Raw genomic sequence first — 17493 nt, 5'->3', positions numbered from 1 at the left:
CCCTTTTGCTGTCTGTGCCGGGTGGGGGGGCGGCACCCGGGGCGCCGGCCTCCCCCCCCCCCCCCCCCCCCCCCCCCCCCCCCCCCCCCCCCCCCCCCCCCGCGCGGTGTGCGTGGTTCCGTGATGCCGGGGAGGGTCCCCCAGGGGCGTGCTGGGCGCCCCGGCAAGGCGCCTCGGGGTCGGGGCGTCCGTCGGGTGGGCGCCGCGTGAGGTGAACGGCGGCCCGAGGTCGGTCACTCCGCCGCGGTGCCCAGGCCGTTGCGTCGTTGGCGGTTCAGGACCCACTGCGCCACGTGGATGCGGGAGGGCACGTCCAGACGGCGCATGACCTGGCGGACGTGGTTGACCACGGTCCACTCCGAGAGCCGTAGCTGCTGCGAGATCTGGCGGTTCGTCAGCCCCTGGCTGACCAGCATGGCCACCTCGTACTGGCGGGCCGTGAGCTGCACCGGGCGGGACACCGCCGACGCGGGCTCGGGCGCGGGTGGGCCGACGGCCAGCGCCTCGCCCGCGGCGGCGTCGGCGGAGAGCACCCGTCCCTCCCGCCGGGCCGCCTCGTACTCGGGCCCGGACAGCAGCCGGCGCGCGTCGCTCAGCGCGCCCGCCGCGTCGCCGGCGACCAGCAGCGGATGGGCCCCGGTCGCCTCCCGGAGCGCGGCCGCGGCCGCGAGCAGCCGGGCCACCCGGTGCCCCTGGTGCGGCAGCCGGTGCCACACGTGCAGCGCGTGGCTCTCCAGGACGGTCGGCAGCATGGTGTGCTCCCCGACGGCCCGCAGCCGGTGCAGGCTCTCCCACAGCAGGCGCTCCGCCAGTGCATGGTCGCCCCGCGAGTCGGCCAGCGCGCCACGCAGGGCCAGCACCAGCCCCTCGCCCCGGACGTCCCGGGCCCGCATGAACAGCGCGTTCGCCGTTTCCAGCAGATCGGCGGCGAGCTTGGCGTCGATCAGCCGGCTGCCGCTGGCCAGCGCCAGCGCGGCGTTCGCCGCCTCGACCGTGGCCCCCTCACCGGCCGCCGCGTGCAGCAGCTGCACCGCGGCCTTGCGCACCGCCGAGGGTCCCGCGGGCCGGTGGGTGACCGCGAGCCGGGCCAGCGCGGCCCGCTCGTGGACGGTGTCGCCCTGCTCGTGGAAGGCACGGGCCGCGTGCCGGAAGCAGTCCGCCGCCAGCCGTGCGTTGCCGCAGGCCAGCGCCAGCTGGCCGCGTGCCGCCTCGGCCCGCGCGGTCAGCGCCCCCTGCCCCGGGGCGGCCAGGAACGCGGTCGACGCCTTCGCCAGCCACTGCTCGCCGAGGGCGAGATGACCGCGCACCAGCCAGAAGCGCTGCAGCGCGAGGGCGGCACGCGCCGCGTCCGTCCGGCGCCCGCTCGCCTCCAGATGGGTCAGCGCGGCCAGCAGGTCCTCGTGCAGCGGGGCCAGCCGCTGGAGCCACTGCGCCTGCTGCGGACCCGTCAGACGGTCCTCCGCTTGGAGGGCCAGCGACAGGAAGTGCTCCGCGTGCCGGCGCCGGGCGTCCGGCAGCTCACCCGTCGCCGCCAGCCGCTCCAGGCAGAACTCGCGGACGGTGTTGAACATCGTGAACCGCGGCTCCCCGCTGCCCGGCGTCACCCGCAGCAGATGGCTGCCGACCAGCGCCTCCACCACCTGTTCCGTCCGGTGCGTGGGCAGGTCCCAGAACTGCTCGACGGTGGTGAGGTTCATGCTGCCGGTGAAGACCGAGAGCCGGGTGAGCAGCGCGCGCTGCTCCTCGTCGAGCAGCCGGAAACTGTGCTCGGTGATCGAGCCGACGCTGCGGTGCAGCGGCGAGCGCGCGGCATGGTCGCCGCCGAGCACCGGCCGGCCCTCGCGCAGCCGGGTCAGCAGGCTGTCCACCCGGAAGAGCCGCAGCTTCTCGGTGACCAGCTCGATCGCCAGCGGCAGCCCGTCCATCCGGGTGCAGATCTCCGCCACCGCCTGGGCGTTCTGCGCGGTCAGCGCGAACGACGGGTCGATCGCCCGGGCCCGGTCGACGAACAGCTCCACCGCGGCGTGGTCCTGGAGTTCGAGGACGTCCTGCCGGTACGGCGGGGTCGGGGTGGGCAGCGGGAGCACGGGGAAGAGCCGCTCCCCGTACAGGCGCAGCGGCCGGCGGCTGGTGGTGAGGATGCGCAGCCGGGGAAACCGGCCCAGCAGCGTGTCGACGGCGGCGGCGGTGGCGGCGGCGGCCTGCTCGAAGCCGTCGAGGACCAGCAGACTCGGCTCGTCGGGCAGCCGCGCGGCCAGGGTCTCGGCGAGGCCGTGACCGCCGACGGTCTCGTGCAGGTCGAGATAGGCGACCCGGGCGATCGGGACGTCGGCCACGGCCGCGCAGGCCAGCCGGCTCTTGCCGACGCCGCCGGGGCCGGTCAGGGTGATCAGCCGGTGCTCCTCCCGGCCGAGCTGGGCGGAGAGGGTGAGGACCTCGAGGTCGCGTCCCACCAGCGTGGTGCGGTGGCTGGGTGCCCGGGACGGCGTGTCGATGATCAGTTGCGGGCAGAGTCTGCCGGAGCCGAGCGCCCCGGCCGTCACTGGAATATCCCGATCGTGGATTTTTTGCGTCGAGGTGATTGAATTCTGGTGCTCGGCACGATAATCCCCCGTCCGTTACCTTGCGTGAACTGCAAGGCAAAGCATACGGCCAACAGTCCTCGGGGCACTTCCGAGCCGAATTGATTGGCTTATTCGCGCCGCACGCGTTCCTTGGTCGAATTCGTTTCGTGCTTTGTCTGCCTCAGTACCATCCGGCAGACCATCCCGAAGACCAGACCCCAGAAGGCCGCCCCGAGTCCGAGCAGGGTGAGACCGGAGGCGGTGGTGAGAAACGCGACGAGCGCGGCGGTACGGTCGCGTGCCTCGGTGAACGCCCCCGACAGACTCCCGCCGAGGGCCCCCAGCAGGGCGACCCCCGCGGCCGCCGAGATCAGGGCCGGCGGCAGCGCCGCGAACAGCCCGGCGACGGTCGTCCCGAACAGACCGACCGCGATGTACAGCACCCCGCAGCTCAAACCGGCCACATACCGGCGGTCGCGGTCCTCGTGCGCGTCCGGACCCGCGCAGATCGCCGCGGTGATCGCGCCGAGGTTCAGCGCGTGCGCCCCGAACGGCGCGAAGACCGCGGACGCCACGCCCGTGTCCCGCACCAGCGGCCCCGAGGGCACCGTGTACCCCGCCTCCCTGAGCGCCCCCACCCCCGGCGCGTTCTGCGCCGACATGGTGACCAGGAACAGCGGCAGCGTCAGGCTCACCAGCGCCTCGCCCGGCCACGCGGGCGCGGTGAACACCGGGGTGGCCAGGGACAGGTGCGTACCGCCCAGGGACAGCGTGCCCGTGACAGCCGCCACCGCGACGGCCGCGGCGAGCGGCGCCGCGATGGCGTACCGGGGTGCCACCCGCTGGAGGAGGACGTACCCGGCCAGCATCACCCCGGCCACCGCGGGAGCGTCCTCCAGCGCCCGGACGGCCTCCAGGCCGAACCGCAGCAGGATCCCGGCCAGCACGGCGGAGACGACGGCGGCCGGGATCCGCCGCATCAGCGCGTCGAACCAGCCCGTCACCCCCACCAGCACGGTGAGCGCGGCGGCGGCCAGATACGCCCCGACCGCCGCCGCGTACGGCATCCCGTCCAGCTGGGTGACCAGCAGCGCAGCGCCCGGGGTCGACCAGGCCGCCACGACCGGCACCCGGTAGCGCAGGCTCAGCACGAGCCCGGTCACACCGCTGCCCACGGCGACCGCCCAGATCCACGACGAGAGCCGGGCCTCGTCCAGACCGCCGGCGTGCGCGGCCTGCACGACGATGGTCAGCGGCCCCGCGAAGGAGACCACGACCGCGACGGCCCCGGCGACGACGGCGGACAGGGACGCGTCCCGCCACACCCGTCGCGCGCGGCCGCCGAGGACCTCCGCCATCAGAGGATCTCGACGTTGGCGGCCGGCCGCAGCCGCCGCCGGCAGTCCAGGACGTGCCGCGCCCCGCGCAGCACCACGTCGTAGTCGAAGTCGTCGTGATCGGTGAGCAGCACCACCGCGTCCGCCGCGGCCACCTCCTCCTCGGTCAGCTCCACCCGGCGCACCCGGGAGTCCAGCGGCGCGGTCTCCCGCACGTGCGGGTCGACCGCGTGGACCTGCGCACCGGTGCGCAGCAGCAGCTCCGCGACCCGCAGCGCCGGCGACTCCCGGGCGTCACCGCTGTTGCGCTTGTACGCCAGCCCCAGCAGCAGCACCCGCGAGCCGTTCGCCGGACGCTGGAGCTGGTTGAGCGCCTCGACCAGCCGCTGCACCACGTAGTGCGGCATCTGGCTGTTGACGTCGTTGGCGAGGTCGACGAACCGGAACCGGCGGCCCAGCTGGCGCTCCACCCGCCAGGACAGATAGCGCGGGTCGACCGGCAGGCAGTGGCCGCCCACCCCCGGGCCCGGCGTGAACGGCATGAAGCCGAATGGCTTGGAGGAGGCCGCGTCGATCGCGTCCCAGGCGTCGACACCGAGTTCGCGCGCGATCACCGCCATCTCGTTGACCAGCGCGATGTTGACGTGCCGGTAGGTGTTCTCCAGCAGCTTGGCCAGCTCGGCGGTCTTCGGGTCGCGCACTGGCACGGTCCGCTCCACCACCGTGCCGTAGAACTCCGACACCTGGCGCAGGGATTCGGCGTCCACCCCCGAGACGATCTTGGGCGTGGTCTCCAGGGTCCAGCGCTGGTTGCCGGGGTCGATGCGCTCGGGGCTGTAGCCGAGGTGGAAGTCGGTCCCGGGGTGCAGCCCGCTCTCCTTCTCCAGCAGCGCCCCGAACACGTCCTCGGTGGTGCCCGGGTAGGTCGTGGACTCCAGCACCACCAGCGCGCCCGGCCGCAGATGCCCGGCCAGCGTCAGCGCCGCCTCCTCGATGCAGGTCAGATCGGGGACGTCGTCCAGCAGCGGAGTGGGCACGGTGACCACGGCCACCTCGAAGCCGGCGAGCGCCCCGGCGTCGGTCGTGGGGTGGTAGGCCCCCGACTCCAGCGCCTTGGCCAGCCGCCGCTCGTCCACGTCCTCCACGTAGGAGTCGCCCGACCGCAGCCGGGAGATCCGGGCCGCGTCCACGTCGTAGCCCACGACCGTGTGGCCCGCCTCCACCGCCCGTACGGCCAGGGGAAGACCCACATACCCCTGGCCGACCACCGCCACTCGACGGCCCGTGCGCCGCGGGGCGTCGCCGTTCATCGATTGGGACATGGTGTGCCCTTTCAGCCGTTGTGCACGAGGACCAGGTTCGCCGCGATCAGGAGGACGACGCCCCAGCGGTGGATGGTGACGCCTTGCTTGCGGGCCGACAGCACCTCACCCGCGACGAGCCCGGCGTGCGCCTGCCGGGCGCGCATCCCGACCACGGGCAGCAGGAACGCGCAGAACCACCACGGCACCGCGCCGGCCGCCGCGGCGAGGACGATCGCGCCGGTCTCGGCGAGCGAGAGCCCGGCGATGAAGCCCCGGTAGACGCCCGGGGAGACGCTCGTGGCCAGGTTGCGGCGGCCGGCCGCCCGGTCGCCGTCCACGTCGTTGATGTTGGAGTAGACCGAGACCATCAGGCTCCACAGCCCGAACAGGAAGCACTCCAGCCAGGCCGCGCCGGTCATCTCCCCGTTCAGCAGGGCGAAGGGGACCAGCACGCACAGCCCGGTGCTCAGCCAGATGACCGCCTCCTGGCCGCCCCGGTAGCTGAGCTTGAGGCCGTAGGAGTACTGCACGCTGATGACCACCGAGAAGCCCGCGGCCACCAGCGCCCACCACGGCCGGTGCGGGGCGACCAGCGCGGTGAGCGCCCACAGGGCGCTGCCCCCGGCGGCACAGGCCCAGCCGAAGCGCAGCGCCTGCCCCAGCGTGAGCCGGCCGTCGAGCAGCGGCTTGCGGTCCCGGGCCCGCAGCACCTGCGACGGGTCGTAGTTGCGGGCGTCGCTGCCGTCCCGCAGTCCGGTGACGTCGTCCAACGCGACCGTGGCCGCCACGATGCCCACCCAGCCCGCGTCGAACAGCACCAGCACCCACCAGGTGCGCGGCTCCTGCCAGGCGGCGGTGGGCAGCAGCGCCAGGACGACGAGGACGCACAGGTAGTAGTCGAAGAAGGAGAGCTTGGCCAGCTTCGCGTACGCGCCCGCCCGTTCCCGTACGCCCGGGCGCGGCGGCGCGGAGGTCGTCGCCGTCATCGCCCCGGCTCCGTCCCGCCCGCCCTGCGGCCGACCGTGCTGATCAGCACCTGGCTCAGCCAGTGGTGGGCCGGGTCGGCCATCTCGGCCAGGGCCGCGTCGATCCGGGCGTCGTCCAGGAGCCCGGCGGCCACGATGCGCGGCCGCATGAACTCCAGCCACAGCATGTAGTGCCGGGCCTGGTCCGAGCCGCCGCGCACCATCACCGCCCGGCCCTCCGCGCTCGCCTCCAGACCGGCGGCCAGGACCAGCTGGAGATCGACGTGACCGCCGCGCGGATCGTGGCCCGACTCGCGCATCAGCCCGTACCCGGCGGCCCGTACGTCCTGGAGGAAGTCCTCCGACAGGAAGGAACGGAAGAGCGTGGAGGAGTCGGTGTCCTCCAGGAACAGCACCCCGCCCGGCCGCAGCGCGCGCACCATCCGGGCCACGGCGGCGGGCCGGTCGGGCAGGTGCTGGAGCACCATCCGGGAGTGCACGAGGTCGAAGGCCGCCCGGGGCAGCTCCTCCTCCCGCAGATCGTGCCGTACGACGTCCACCTGCTCCAGCTCGGCGAGCGCGCCCAGCCGCTCGGTCTGGAGGTCGGTGGCCAGGACCCGGCCGGACGGGCCCACCCGGTCGGCGAGCCAGCGCGCCACGGAACCCGAACCCGCCCCGATCTCCAGGCAGTTCCAGCCGGGCCCCACGCCCAGCGCGGCCAGCCGCTCCAGCGTGCCCGGGTCCCAGATCGCCTCGTTGGTCCGCAGCCGCTCGGTCTCCTTCTCCCAGACCGGGTCGAAGACGTACTCCTGCTGTGCCGGCGCGCTCGTCATGAGGGTCTCCCTGGACTGTTCTCGCGTGCTCATGCGTAGAACTCGCAGACGGTGTCGGCGATGAACTCCACCTCGGCGTCCGTCAGGTGGGGCCAGATCGGGATGGCCAGATTGCGGGCGGAGGCCCGCTCGGCGTTCGGCCAGCTGCCGTCCGGCGCGGCCCATGGCGCGAAGGCGGGCTGCCGGGGCAGCGGCACGGGGTAGTAGATGTGGCTGCCGATCTGGCGCTCCGTCAGATAGGACCGCAGATCCTCGCGCCGGTCGACGAGCAGCGAATAGACGTAGTAGCAGCGGCCGTTGCGTCCGGCCGGCGGGGCGAGCACCCCGCGCTCGCGCAGCGGCTCGAAACGCTCGGTGTAGTAGTCGGCGATCCGCGCGCGGCGCTCCAGCCGGTCCGGGAAGCCGGGCAGCCGGTGCAGCTGGAAGGCGGCGAGCACCTCGTCGAAGCGGTTGTTCTGGCCGATCCGGTGGTGCAGGAAGCGGTGCACACCGTCCTGCCCGTGGTTGCGCAGCATCCGGGCGGCGCGGGCCAGTTCGGGGTCGTCGGTGAGGACCACCCCGCCCTCGCCCGCCGTGCCGAACGCCTTGACCTGGAAGAACGAGAACACCCCGACATCGCCCCAGCGGCCGGCGGGACGGCCGTCCAGGACGGCGCCCTGGGCGACCGCCGCGTCCTCGATCAGCGCGACCCCGTGCTCGCGGGCGATCGCCCCCAGCCGCTCCATGTCCGCCATGATCGAGAAGACATGGGCCGGCATCACCGCCTTGGTGCGCTCGGTGATCAGCGACTTCGTGGCGTCGGGGTCCAGCACCATGGTCCACGGGTCGACGTCCGCGAAGACCGGGGTGGCGCCCGCGTTCGCCACCGAACTGGCCACCGGCTGGCAGCAGAAGGCCGGCACGATCACCTCGTCGCCCGGACCGATGTCCAGCGCCCGTACGGACAGCTCCAGCGCCCCGGTGCCGCTGGCGCACGCGACGACATGTTCGGCGCCCGTCTCCTCGCGCAGCGCCTCCTCCAGTTCGGCGGTGCGCTCACCGAGGATGAACCGCTGGCCGGGGCCCGTGCCCAGCTCGTGCACGGCCGTGAGCAGTGCCTCGCGGTCCTCCTCGAAGAGATCGGGGGGAAAGAAGGGCAGAGTCCTCATGATGCGGCCCCCGTGTAGAAGCGGCGGACGGCCTCGCACACCCGGTGCACGTCGTCGAGGCCGAGATCGGGGTGGAAGGGGAGCGCGACGGTGCGCTCGCAGGCGGCCTCCGCGTGCGGGAAGTCGCCCCGGCGGTGGCCGAGTTCGGCGAAGCAGGGCTGGAGGTGCAGCGGGGTCGGGTAGTACACCTCGGTGCCGATGCCCGCCCGGGTGAGGTGCTCCACCAGGGCGTCCCGCCGCTCCACCTCGATCACGTACACGTAGAACACCGGGTCCGCCGGTACGTCCCGTTCGGCCACCGTGGGCAGCCGCAGGACGCCCGGCACGTCGCTCAGCAGCTCGGTGTACGCCGTCGCCAGCTCCGCCCGCCGCGCGATCGCGGCGTTCAGCCGGGGCAGTTTGCCGAGCAGCACGGACGCCTGGATGTCGTCCATCTTGCTGTTGGTGCCCGAGGCCCCGGAGAGGTTGGAGATACCGGCGATGTGGTCCACCGTGCGGCCCATCCGGCCGTGGTGGCGCAGGATCGCCACCCGCTCGGCGATCTCCGGGTCGTCGGTCAGGACCGCCCCCGCGTCGCCCAGCGCGCCCAGGGTCTTGGTGGGGAAGAACGACAGCACGCCGCCGTCGCCCAGCAGCCCGGCGTGGACGCCGGCGCGGCGCATGCCGATCGCCTCCGCGCTGTCCTCCACCACCTTCAGCCCGTGCCGCTCGGCCAGGGCGCCGAGCGCCCCCATGTCCGCGAGCTGCCAGAACAGATGCACCGGCATGATCGCCTTGGTGCGCGGGGTGAGGGCCGCCTCGACGGACGCCGGGTCCAGCGAGTAGGTCTCCGGGTCGATGTCGGCGAACACCGGCGTGGCGCGGGCCAGCGCCACCGAGGAGGCCGAGGCGACGAAGGTGAAGGCGGGCACGACGACCTCGTCGCCGGGGCCGACGCCGCAGGCGCGCAGCAGCAGGACGAGCGCGTCCGTGCCGCTGTTCACCGCCACCACATGCCGTGCCCCGGTGTATTCGGCGAGCGCCTTTTCGAGTTCGGCGACCTGGCGGCCGTGGGAGTACTTACCACGGTCGAACATCTCGTTGAGATGGCGATTGATGTCAGGCCAGCAGTCGGTGAAGGTGCCGGCCTGAGTGAAGAACGGAACCGGGTGTTCGGTTTCCGGCTCCATGGTTCGATCGGTGCTCCGGGTAGGGGAGATCACGCGGTAATCCTCCGTGTACCGGGCGGAGATATGGATGTGCGAAGCTAAGCCGCTCGTTTTCCCGGCGGCAATGGCAAACCCTTGTCAGCACCGTGTGCGGGGACCTGGCAAGTATCAGTCATGCCGGATCGTGACAGCGGTGAACCAGCAGGTCGGACAGGGTCGGCAGAGGCCGGCCCGCAGCCCTGCCGACGGGCCGCGGGGGCCCGGTGCTTGACACGACAACCCGCCCCACCGCAGCTTTTTCGGAGCGCCGTCGCGTCGCCGCACCACATGTGTCTGTGTCCGATGAGCGGGTGACAGAGGATGTGCTCTCTTTGAAATCGCTGGACAATTCCACAAGCCCGGAAAAATCGGTGGTGTCCCACGGAAAAACCGTGGTTCTTGCCGAGCCCCGCAGTTTCTGCGCCGGTGTGCAACGGGCCATCGACATCGTCGAGGCCGCACTGGAACGCTTCGGCCCTCCCGTCTACGTACGCAAGCAGATCGTCCACAACGAACACGTGGTGCGCGACCTCGAGACCCGCGGCGCGCGCTTCGTGGACTCCGAGGACGAGGTGCCGGTCGGCGCGATCTGTGTCTTCTCCGCCCACGGTGTCTCGCCCGCCGTGCGCAAGGGCGCCGCCGACCGCGCACTCCAGGTGATCGACGCCACCTGCCCCCTCGTCTCCAAGGTGCACCAGGAGTCCCGGCGGTTCGCCGAGGACCGCCGCACGATCCTGCTCATCGGCCACGCCGAGCACGAGGAGGTCGAGGGCACCTACGGCGAGGCACCCGAACGCACCCTGATCGTCGGCACCGTCGACGAGGTGCACGCCCTGGACCTGCCGCGCGACGCACCGGTCGCCTACCTCACCCAGACCACCCTCGCCCTGGACGAGACCAGGGAGATCATCGAGGCGATGGAGGAGCGGTTCGACGATCTGCGCGGCCCCGGCAGCGACGACATCTGCTACGCCAGCCAGAACCGCCAGAACGCGGTCAAGGCCGTCGCCGCCCGCACCGGTCTGGTGCTCGTCGTCGGCTCCACCAACTCCAGCAACTCCGTCCGCATGGTGGAGGTCGCCCGCGACGCCGGCACCCCGGCCCACCTGGTCCCCAGCCCGGACGACCTCGACGAGAGCTGGCTCGCCGGAGTGGACTCGGTCGGTGTCAGCGCCGGCGCCAGCGCCCCCGGCACCCTCGTCGACGGCCTGCTGCGCCGGCTCGCCGCACTGGGCTACTCCACGGTCGAGGTCGAACGGACCGCCACCGAGGACATCGTGTTCGGGCTGCCTTCCCAACTGAAAGGCACGGCATGAGCGACGACGACGTCCTCACCCGGTCCCTGGACGCCGTCCAGCGGCGCATCCACTCCGTCCTCACCGAGGAGAGCGCGCGCTGGACGGACGTCGACCCGCGCTGCGCCGCGTTCGTCGACACCGTCACCGCCATCACCACCGCCAAGGGCAAGCTGCTGCGCCCCCGCTTCTGCCTCCTCGGCCACCTCGCCGCCGGCGGCGACCCCGACGACCCGCGGGCCGTCGACGCGGCCGCCGCCCTCGAACTCCTGCACAGCTTCGCCCTGTTGCGCGACGACGTCCTCGACGACTCCCCGCTGCGCCGCGGCGCCGTCACCGCCCACGAACGGCACGCCAAGGACCACCGGGCGCGCCTGCTGCGGGGCGAGCCCCGCCGCTACGGGGAAGGCGTCGCCAACCTCGCCGCCGACCTCGCGCACATCTACGCCGACCGGCTCACCCGCGCCCTGCCCGCCGAGGCACGGGCGGTCTGGGACGAGACCCGCGTCGAGGTCACCGTCGGCCAGTACCTCGACATCGCCGTCGCCGCCGAGGGCGTGGCCGACCCGGAACTCTCCCGCTGGATCGCCGTCTGCAAGTCCGGCCACTACACCATCCACCGCCCCCTCCAGCTCGGCGCCGCCCTCGCCGGCCGGCCCGACCTGGCCGGCGTCTTCGAGGGGTACGGGCTGCCGCTGGGCGAGGCGTTCCAGCTCCGGGACGACCTCATCGACGCCTTCGGCGACTCCGAGGACACCGGCAAGCCCACCGGTCTCGATCTCGACCGGTTCAAGATGAGCTACCTGCTCAGCCTCGCCGTACAGCGCGACGAGCGGATCAGGGAACTCGCCGCCGCACCCGCGGGACCCCGGGGCGCGGCCAGGATGCGCGAACTGCTCGTCGAGACCGGCGTCGCCGACCAGGTCGAACAGCGCATCGCGCACCTCGTCGACCAGGCCCGCCGGGCCGTGGCCGACGCGCCCCTGGTGCCCGGCCGGCGCACCGAGCTGATGGACCTCACCACACGTGTGGCGTACCGGGACCGCTGAGAGGAGCCGTACCGGCATGGAGCGGACACTGATCATCGGGCTCGGGCGCGCGGGCCTCGGACTGCACTGGGCGGTCCTGCGCAGACTGCGTGCCGCCGGGGGGCACACCGACCTCTTCGACCCGGCCCCCGTCCTGACCCTCGACCCGCTCGCCCCCGCGGCACCCCCGCGGGCCGAGGGGCTGCGTCCCGTCTCCTCGGTCGCCCAGGCCCGCACCCTGCTGGACCCCGAGCGGACCGTCGTCCACCTGTGCACCCCGCCCGTCGCCCGCCTCGGCCTGCTGCGCGAACTGGCCGCCGCCGGGTTCCGCCGGATCATCGTCGAGAAGCCGCTGGCGGTCGAGCGCCGAGCCGTCCACGACATCCTCGGCCTCGCCCGCACCGAACGGCTGCGCCTGGCCGTCGTCGCCCCCTGGCTGGCCAGCTCGCTCACCGCACGGCTCGACCGCCTCGTCGCGGACGGCGACCTCGGCGCGCTGCGCTCCATCGACGTGACGCAGAGCAAGCCGCGCATGAGCCGCACCCTGGCCGACGGCGGTCACCCCACCGCCTTCGACGTCGAACCCCCGCACTCCCTCGGCGTCTGTCTGCGGCTCGCCGGGGACGCCGTCCTGGCCGGCGCCGAACTGGCCGACATGCGGATCGGCGACACCGTCGTCCCCGGCATGGGCCGCGCCGAACTCGTCCTGCGCCACCAGGAGGCCACCAGCCGGATCGTCTCCGACCTCACCGCCCCGATCCGCGAGCGCCGCGTCCAGCTGGAGTTCACCGACGGCCGGGCGGTCGCCCACTACCCGGGCTCCGAGGACGACCACTACGCCCAGCTGCGGTTCAGCCGCACCGGCCGGCCCGAGACCTGGGAGGTGTTCCCCGACGAGGCACTGTCCGCGTACTTCCTCGACACCTACCGCGCCCTGCGCGACGGCACCGACCTGGAGCCCCAGCTGCGCCTCGCCTCCCGCGTGGTGGAGCTGCTCGCCGACGCCAAGGAGGCGAGCCGGCGGCCCGGCCCGGCGGACGCCCTCCCGTCCGCCGGGCCGACGGGACGGCGGGTGACCCATGCGGGGTGACACCGCGGCGCGGTCCGCCACCGGCACGTCCCGGCTGCGGCCACCGCCCGGCATCCGCTTCGCCGGCATCGGCGACGAGGCCGCCCCCGGCCTCGCCGGTCAGGTCCGGGCCCACCAACTGCTGGGCTGGTCCGCCGTGGAACTGCGCGACATCGACGGCACCGCCCTCGCCGACCTCGACGACGCCGCCTTCGACCGGGTGGCCGACACCCTGCGCGAGGCACGCCTCGACGTCGTGTGCGTGGACTCCCGCATCGCCAACTGGGCCCGCCCCGTGACCGGTGACTTCGAGCTGGACCGCGCCGAACTGGAGCGGCTGGCCCCGCGGTGCGCCGCGCTCGGCACCCGCCACATCCGCGTGATGTCCTACCCGAACGACCCCGACACCCCGCTCGACGAACCGGAGTGGGCCCGCCGGACCATCGACCGGATCAGGCGCCTCGCCCGGCAGGCCGAGGACGCCGGGCTGGTCCTGCTGCACGAGAACTGCGCCGGCTGGGCGGGCGCCGACGCGGCCCGCGCGCTGCGCCTGCTGGCGGAGGTCGACAGCCCGGCACTGCGGCTGGTGTTCGACACCGGCAACGGGGTGGCGTACGGCTACGAGGCCTACGACCTGCTCACCGAACTCGTCGCGTGGGTGGACCACGTCCAGATCAAGGACGCCCGCGCCGAGGCCGGCGAGGCGGTCTACACCCTGCCCGGCGAGGGAAGCTGCCGGGTCGCCGACTGTCTGCGGCTGCTGCTCGACCGCGGCTGGACCGGCACCTGGTCCATCGAACCGCACCGGGCGGTCCGCCCCCACGAGGGCCGCACCGACGCCGGCCGGGACGGCGTCGCCGAGTTCGTCCGCTACGGGCGCGCCCTGGAGACCCTGGCCGCCGGCCTGACCGGGGAGGCCACGCCATGACGGGTGCCCGACTGAGTTCCCTGGAACGGGAGCTGCTGCTCCACCTGCTGGAACTGCCCACCGCCGGCCCCCTGGAGGGCGAGGGCGAGCCCCGCCTCCGGGACGCCCAGCGGGCCTACGCCGACGCCGCGCGCCGGCTGGGCTTCGACGTCGTCCACCACGCCGCCGCCGACCCGGCCGAGCTGACGGACGACCAGGTGCCGCTCGCCGTACGCCGGGCCGTCGCGGACGACCCCGCCTTCCTCGCCGTACAGCCCTCCCTGGTGCTGGCGCTCGGCCCCGAGCTGCCGCAGGCGGACACCGTGATGTTCAACGTGCACCTCGACACCGTCGCCGGCCTCGAACCGGTCGGGTTCGACGGGGAGCGGTTCACCGGGCGCGGCGCGATCGACGCCAAGGGCCCCGCCGTCGCCCTGCTCGCCGGGGTGCGCGCGGCGCTCGACGCCGCCCCCGGACTGGCCGACGGCACCCGCGTACTCGTCCAGGCGGTGTCCGGCGAGGAGGGCGGTGCCATGGGCGTCTTCGGCACCCGCCCGCTGATCCGCCGCGGCTACTTCGGCCGGCTCAACCTGTTCTGCGAGCCCACCGGGATGCGGCTGCTGCCGCGCTCCACCGCCGCGATGACCGCCTGCGTCCGGGTCGACGGCGACGACGCCATCGACGACCGCCCCGCCGCCGGGCACAACGCCACCGTCCTGCTCGGCCACCTCGCCCAGCGGCTCGCCGCCCGGCTCCCGGAGCGGGCGGGCGGCGGCCAGGTGTGCGTCGCCGGCCTGCATACCGGGCACCTCCACAACCGGGTGTACGGCACCGGCCGGCTGCTGCTCAACTGCTCCTACCCCGACTCCGCCGCCGGCCAGGCCCTGGCCGGCCACCTGGAACGCGAGGTCGCCGAGGGGCTGCGGGAGTTCACCGCCGCCTACGCCGGCCACCGGGACCTGGCCCGCACCGCCGCGGACGCCGAAGCGATCACCCGCGTCGAGTGGCACAAGCGCGGCCTGCCCGCGCTGGCGCCCGCGGACGACCCCTGGGCCGTCGACCTGCTGGAGCGGGGCGGCGGGCTGACCCGGTGGCCCGCCGACGAGCCCGCCTTCACCTGCGACGCGCTGTGGACGGCGGGCCTGCCCGGCGCCTACACCGCCGTCCTCGGCCCCGGCGACCTCGGCCGCAACCACGCGCACGCGGCAGGTGAGTTCGCCGACCTGTCCGATCTCGAAGCCTTCGCCGGGGCGGTCAGCGGGATCCTCGTCCGCTTCGCCGCCCGGCACCACGCCGCCACGGGAGGAAAACGACAGTGACCCAGTCGACCGACGCCCCGCCGCACGACGGGGTGAGCGTCTCCCACGACGCCCTCGTGGCCTTCACCGCCGAGGCCTTCGCCGACCGGGGGGTGCCCGAGGCGCGGGCCCGCACCGCCGCCGAGGCGCTGGTCCACGGCGACCTCACCGGCTTCGCCTCGCACGGCCTCGCCAACCTCACCCGGCTGTACCTGCCCGCCCTCGACGAGGGCCGCATCGACGCCGGCGCGGAGCCGGAGAAGATCACCGACACCGGTGCCGCCGTCCTCCTCGACGGTCGCCGCTCCCTCGGACTGTGGGCGGCGACCGAGGCGCTGGAACTGGCCGCCGACCGCGCGCAGGACACCGGCGTCGCCCTGGTGACCATGCGCGACGCCACCCATTTCGGCTGCGCCGGATACCACACGGCCCGGATCGCCCGGCGCGGCATGGTCGCGCTCCTCGCCTCCAACTGCGGCCGTCAGCGCATCGCCCGCCCGCCGGGCGGCCGCGCCGCGATGCTCGGCACCAACCCGTTCAGCGTCGCCGCGCCCGCCGGCGACCGGCCACCGTACGTCCTCGACATGAGCACCACCGTGGTGCCGACCGGCAAGGTGCGCGCCGCCGCCCGCGCCGGGCAGCCGATACCGGAAGGCTGGCTGGAGGACGCCGAGGGCCGCCCGGTGACCGACCCCGCGGCCCTGGACACCGGCGAGGGCTTCCTGCGCTGGCTCGGCGGCGACCCCGCCACCGGCGCCTTCAAGGGCTACGGACTCGGCCTGATGGTCGAGGTGCTGGCCGCGCTGGTGCCCGGCGCCGGACTCGGACCCGCCCCGGAGGCCCTGACCGGCGACGGACGGCCCACCGGGCGCGACGACGACATCGGCCTCACCGCCCTCGTCCTGGCCCCCGGCGCCCTGCGCCCCGGACCGGACTTCCGCACCGAGGCCGACGGACTCTTCGGCGCGCTCCTCGACTGCCCGCCCCTCGACCCCGCCCGCCCGGTCAGCTACCCCGGCCGCCCCGAGGAACTCACCGCCGCGCACCGCCGCGAACACGGCGTCCCGCTGTCCGCCGAACGCCACGCCGAACTGACCGCCCTGGCCGCCGAACGCGGCCTCACCTTCCCCGAACCGCTCACGGCGCCCACACCGGACGCCCGCCCCGAGGCGGGTGCCCGATGACCCGCCCCACGGAGCGGCGGACCCGGATCGGCCTCATCGGACTCGGCGTGATCTCGAAGTTCTACGTCGCCGCCTTCGACCGGCTGCCCGGCGTGGACCTCGCCGCCGTGTGCGATCTGCGGCCCGCCGCCCTGGAGCCGTTCCACGACACCGCCAAGTGCTACACCGGCCACGCCGACCTGCTGGCCGACGCCGCCGTGGACGCGGTCGTCGTGAACGTCCCCAACGACGCGCACGCCACGGTGTGCGGCGACGCCCTCGCGGCCGGGGTCGCGGTCTGCGTCGAGAAGCCGCTCGCCACCCGGGTCGAGCACGGCCGTGCCCTCGCCGCCCTGGCCCGGGAGAAGAACGTCACCCTCTTCACCTCCTTCCACCGCCGCTACAACTCCGCCGTCCTGCGCCTGCTGGAGGAGGTCTCGGCGGCCGACGCCCCCGTGCGTTCCGTCACCGTCCGCTATCTCGAACGCATCGAGGACCACGCGGGCAGCGACCGCTGGTACCTCGACGCCGACCGCTGCGGCGGCGGCTGCGTGGCCGACAACGGCCCCAACGCCTTCGACCTGGTACGGCTGTTCCTCGGCGACGTCGAGCCGACCGCGTCCGACGTCGTCCGCGACGAGCAGGGCACCGACCGCCGGGCCACGATCGCCCTGCGCTCGGTGCTCGGCGTCACCGCCCGGGTCGAACTCGACTGGTCCTACGACGGCGAGGTCAAGGACGTCAGCGTCGAACTCGCCGACGGCACCCGGCTGTTCGCCGACATGCTCGCCGGACACCCCGAGTTCAAGGGCTCGCTCTGGCACGAGTACGTCGGCGTGCTCACCGACTTCGACGCCCGGCTGCGCGCCGGACAGGACGCCTCCTACGACGGACTCGCCGCCCTCGAACTCGTCGACGCCGTCTACCGCGCGGAAGGAGCGCTCCGGTGAACCCGCGCGAGGACGGCGCCAAACGCGCCGTGCACGCCTCGGTCGTGAAGGTGCTGACCCACCGCCGCGACGACCGGGGCATGCGGCTGGAGGAGTTCACCAGCCGCTGCGTACGCGGCGGCGAGGTGCACGAGCTGGTCACCACCGACCAGGCCGGCAGCCCGCCCGGCACCCGCATCGACCGGGTCGGCTTCCTCGGCTTCGCCGAGATCCAGGGCGCCGGGGTGATCGACCGGGGCGACGAGGTGTGGGTCGACGGCCGGCTCGCGGGCACCGTGCTCGGCTTCGACGCCTGCCACTTCCCCAACCACTACAACGTGCTGATCGCCGTCGACACCCTGGTGACGGGCCCCGACCTGGACCTGCGTCCGGAGACGCCGGTGTCCTTCCGGCAGGTCGCGGCCGACGTCCGCGCGGACCGGCCCGTGGCAACGAGGAGCTGACC

Annotated in this window: 15 protein-coding genes; 8 read left to right on the top strand and 7 right to left on the bottom strand. The window is 73.9% G+C overall.

What is annotated here, in order from left to right; all coding sequences use genetic code 11:
- Positions 1 to 233: 233 nt before the first annotated feature.
- From ACZ6D7_RS33965 to ACZ6D7_RS33935, 7 genes are all read right to left on the bottom strand, one after another.
- Complete coding sequence (locus ACZ6D7_RS33965; protein WP_469499403.1) at positions 234 to 2543, bottom strand: ATP-binding protein; 2310 nt, start codon at positions 2541 to 2543, stop codon at positions 234 to 236.
- 149 nt (positions 2544 to 2692) lie between these two features.
- Positions 2693 to 3922 carry a benzoate/H(+) symporter BenE family transporter gene (locus tag ACZ6D7_RS33960; RefSeq protein ID WP_469499400.1) on the bottom strand — a complete coding sequence of 410 codons (1230 nt, stop codon included), beginning with the start codon at positions 3920 to 3922 and terminating at the stop codon, positions 2693 to 2695.
- Positions 3922 to 5223 carry a nucleotide sugar dehydrogenase gene (locus ACZ6D7_RS33955; protein WP_469499397.1) on the bottom strand — a complete coding sequence of 434 codons (1302 nt, stop codon included), beginning with the start codon at positions 5221 to 5223 and terminating at the stop codon, positions 3922 to 3924. Before ACZ6D7_RS33955 ends, ACZ6D7_RS33960 begins: the two co-directional genes overlap by 1 nt.
- An 11-nt stretch (positions 5224 to 5234) precedes the next feature.
- Positions 5235 to 6191, bottom strand: coding sequence for a UbiA family prenyltransferase (locus ACZ6D7_RS33950; RefSeq protein WP_469499394.1), 957 nt, complete (start codon positions 6189 to 6191; stop codon positions 5235 to 5237).
- Positions 6188 to 7003, bottom strand: a complete 816-nt coding sequence (locus ACZ6D7_RS33945; protein WP_469499391.1) for a class I SAM-dependent methyltransferase — start codon at positions 7001 to 7003, stop codon at positions 6188 to 6190. Before ACZ6D7_RS33945 ends, ACZ6D7_RS33950 begins: the two co-directional genes overlap by 4 nt.
- Before the next feature lie 29 nt (positions 7004 to 7032).
- Positions 7033 to 8151, bottom strand: coding sequence for a DegT/DnrJ/EryC1/StrS family aminotransferase (locus ACZ6D7_RS33940; RefSeq protein WP_469499388.1), 1119 nt, complete (start codon positions 8149 to 8151; stop codon positions 7033 to 7035).
- Positions 8148 to 9320 carry a DegT/DnrJ/EryC1/StrS family aminotransferase gene (locus ACZ6D7_RS33935; RefSeq protein ID WP_469499385.1) on the bottom strand — a complete coding sequence of 391 codons (1173 nt, stop codon included), beginning with the start codon at positions 9318 to 9320 and terminating at the stop codon, positions 8148 to 8150. Before ACZ6D7_RS33935 ends, ACZ6D7_RS33940 begins: the two co-directional genes overlap by 4 nt.
- A gap of 410 nt (positions 9321 to 9730) precedes the next feature.
- On the opposite strand from ACZ6D7_RS33935, the gene ispH reads away from it, so the two are divergent.
- From ispH to ACZ6D7_RS33895, 8 genes are read left to right on the top strand one after another with little or no spacing between them, the layout of a single operon-like run.
- Positions 9731 to 10654 (top strand): 4-hydroxy-3-methylbut-2-enyl diphosphate reductase, encoded by a 924-nt coding sequence (gene ispH / locus ACZ6D7_RS33930; protein ID WP_469499382.1) that lies wholly within the window; start codon positions 9731 to 9733, stop codon positions 10652 to 10654.
- Positions 10651 to 11682, top strand: a complete 1032-nt coding sequence (locus ACZ6D7_RS33925; RefSeq protein ID WP_469499379.1) for a polyprenyl synthetase family protein — start codon at positions 10651 to 10653, stop codon at positions 11680 to 11682. The genes ispH and ACZ6D7_RS33925 overlap by 4 nt, the downstream gene beginning before the upstream one ends.
- Positions 11683 to 11698: 16 nt before the next feature.
- Positions 11699 to 12751: a Gfo/Idh/MocA family oxidoreductase gene (locus tag ACZ6D7_RS33920; protein WP_469499376.1), complete on the top strand. Its 1053-nt coding sequence runs from the start codon at positions 11699 to 11701 to the stop codon at positions 12749 to 12751.
- Complete coding sequence (locus tag ACZ6D7_RS33915) at positions 12741 to 13658, top strand: sugar phosphate isomerase/epimerase family protein (protein WP_469499373.1); 918 nt, start codon at positions 12741 to 12743, stop codon at positions 13656 to 13658. Before ACZ6D7_RS33920 ends, ACZ6D7_RS33915 begins: the two co-directional genes overlap by 11 nt.
- The gene (locus ACZ6D7_RS33910) at positions 13655 to 14956 is read left to right on the top strand and encodes a M20/M25/M40 family metallo-hydrolase (RefSeq protein WP_469499370.1); all 1302 of its coding nucleotides are present in this window, start codon (positions 13655 to 13657) and stop codon (positions 14954 to 14956) included. The genes ACZ6D7_RS33915 and ACZ6D7_RS33910 overlap by 4 nt, the downstream gene beginning before the upstream one ends.
- Positions 14953 to 16119 carry an Ldh family oxidoreductase gene (locus ACZ6D7_RS33905; RefSeq protein ID WP_469499368.1) on the top strand — a complete coding sequence of 389 codons (1167 nt, stop codon included), beginning with the start codon at positions 14953 to 14955 and terminating at the stop codon, positions 16117 to 16119. The genes ACZ6D7_RS33910 and ACZ6D7_RS33905 overlap by 4 nt, the downstream gene beginning before the upstream one ends.
- Positions 16116 to 17048, top strand: a complete 933-nt coding sequence (locus tag ACZ6D7_RS33900) for a Gfo/Idh/MocA family protein (RefSeq protein WP_469499365.1) — start codon at positions 16116 to 16118, stop codon at positions 17046 to 17048. Before ACZ6D7_RS33905 ends, ACZ6D7_RS33900 begins: the two co-directional genes overlap by 4 nt.
- Positions 17045 to 17491: a DUF6917 domain-containing protein gene (locus ACZ6D7_RS33895; protein ID WP_469499362.1), complete on the top strand. Its 447-nt coding sequence runs from the start codon at positions 17045 to 17047 to the stop codon at positions 17489 to 17491. The genes ACZ6D7_RS33900 and ACZ6D7_RS33895 overlap by 4 nt, the downstream gene beginning before the upstream one ends.
- The last annotated feature ends 2 nt before the right edge of the window (positions 17492 to 17493 follow it).

It is taken from the genome of Streptomyces sp. NPDC041784, from assembly GCF_055591025.1.
This window is presented reverse-complemented; position numbering and strand designations above follow the sequence as displayed.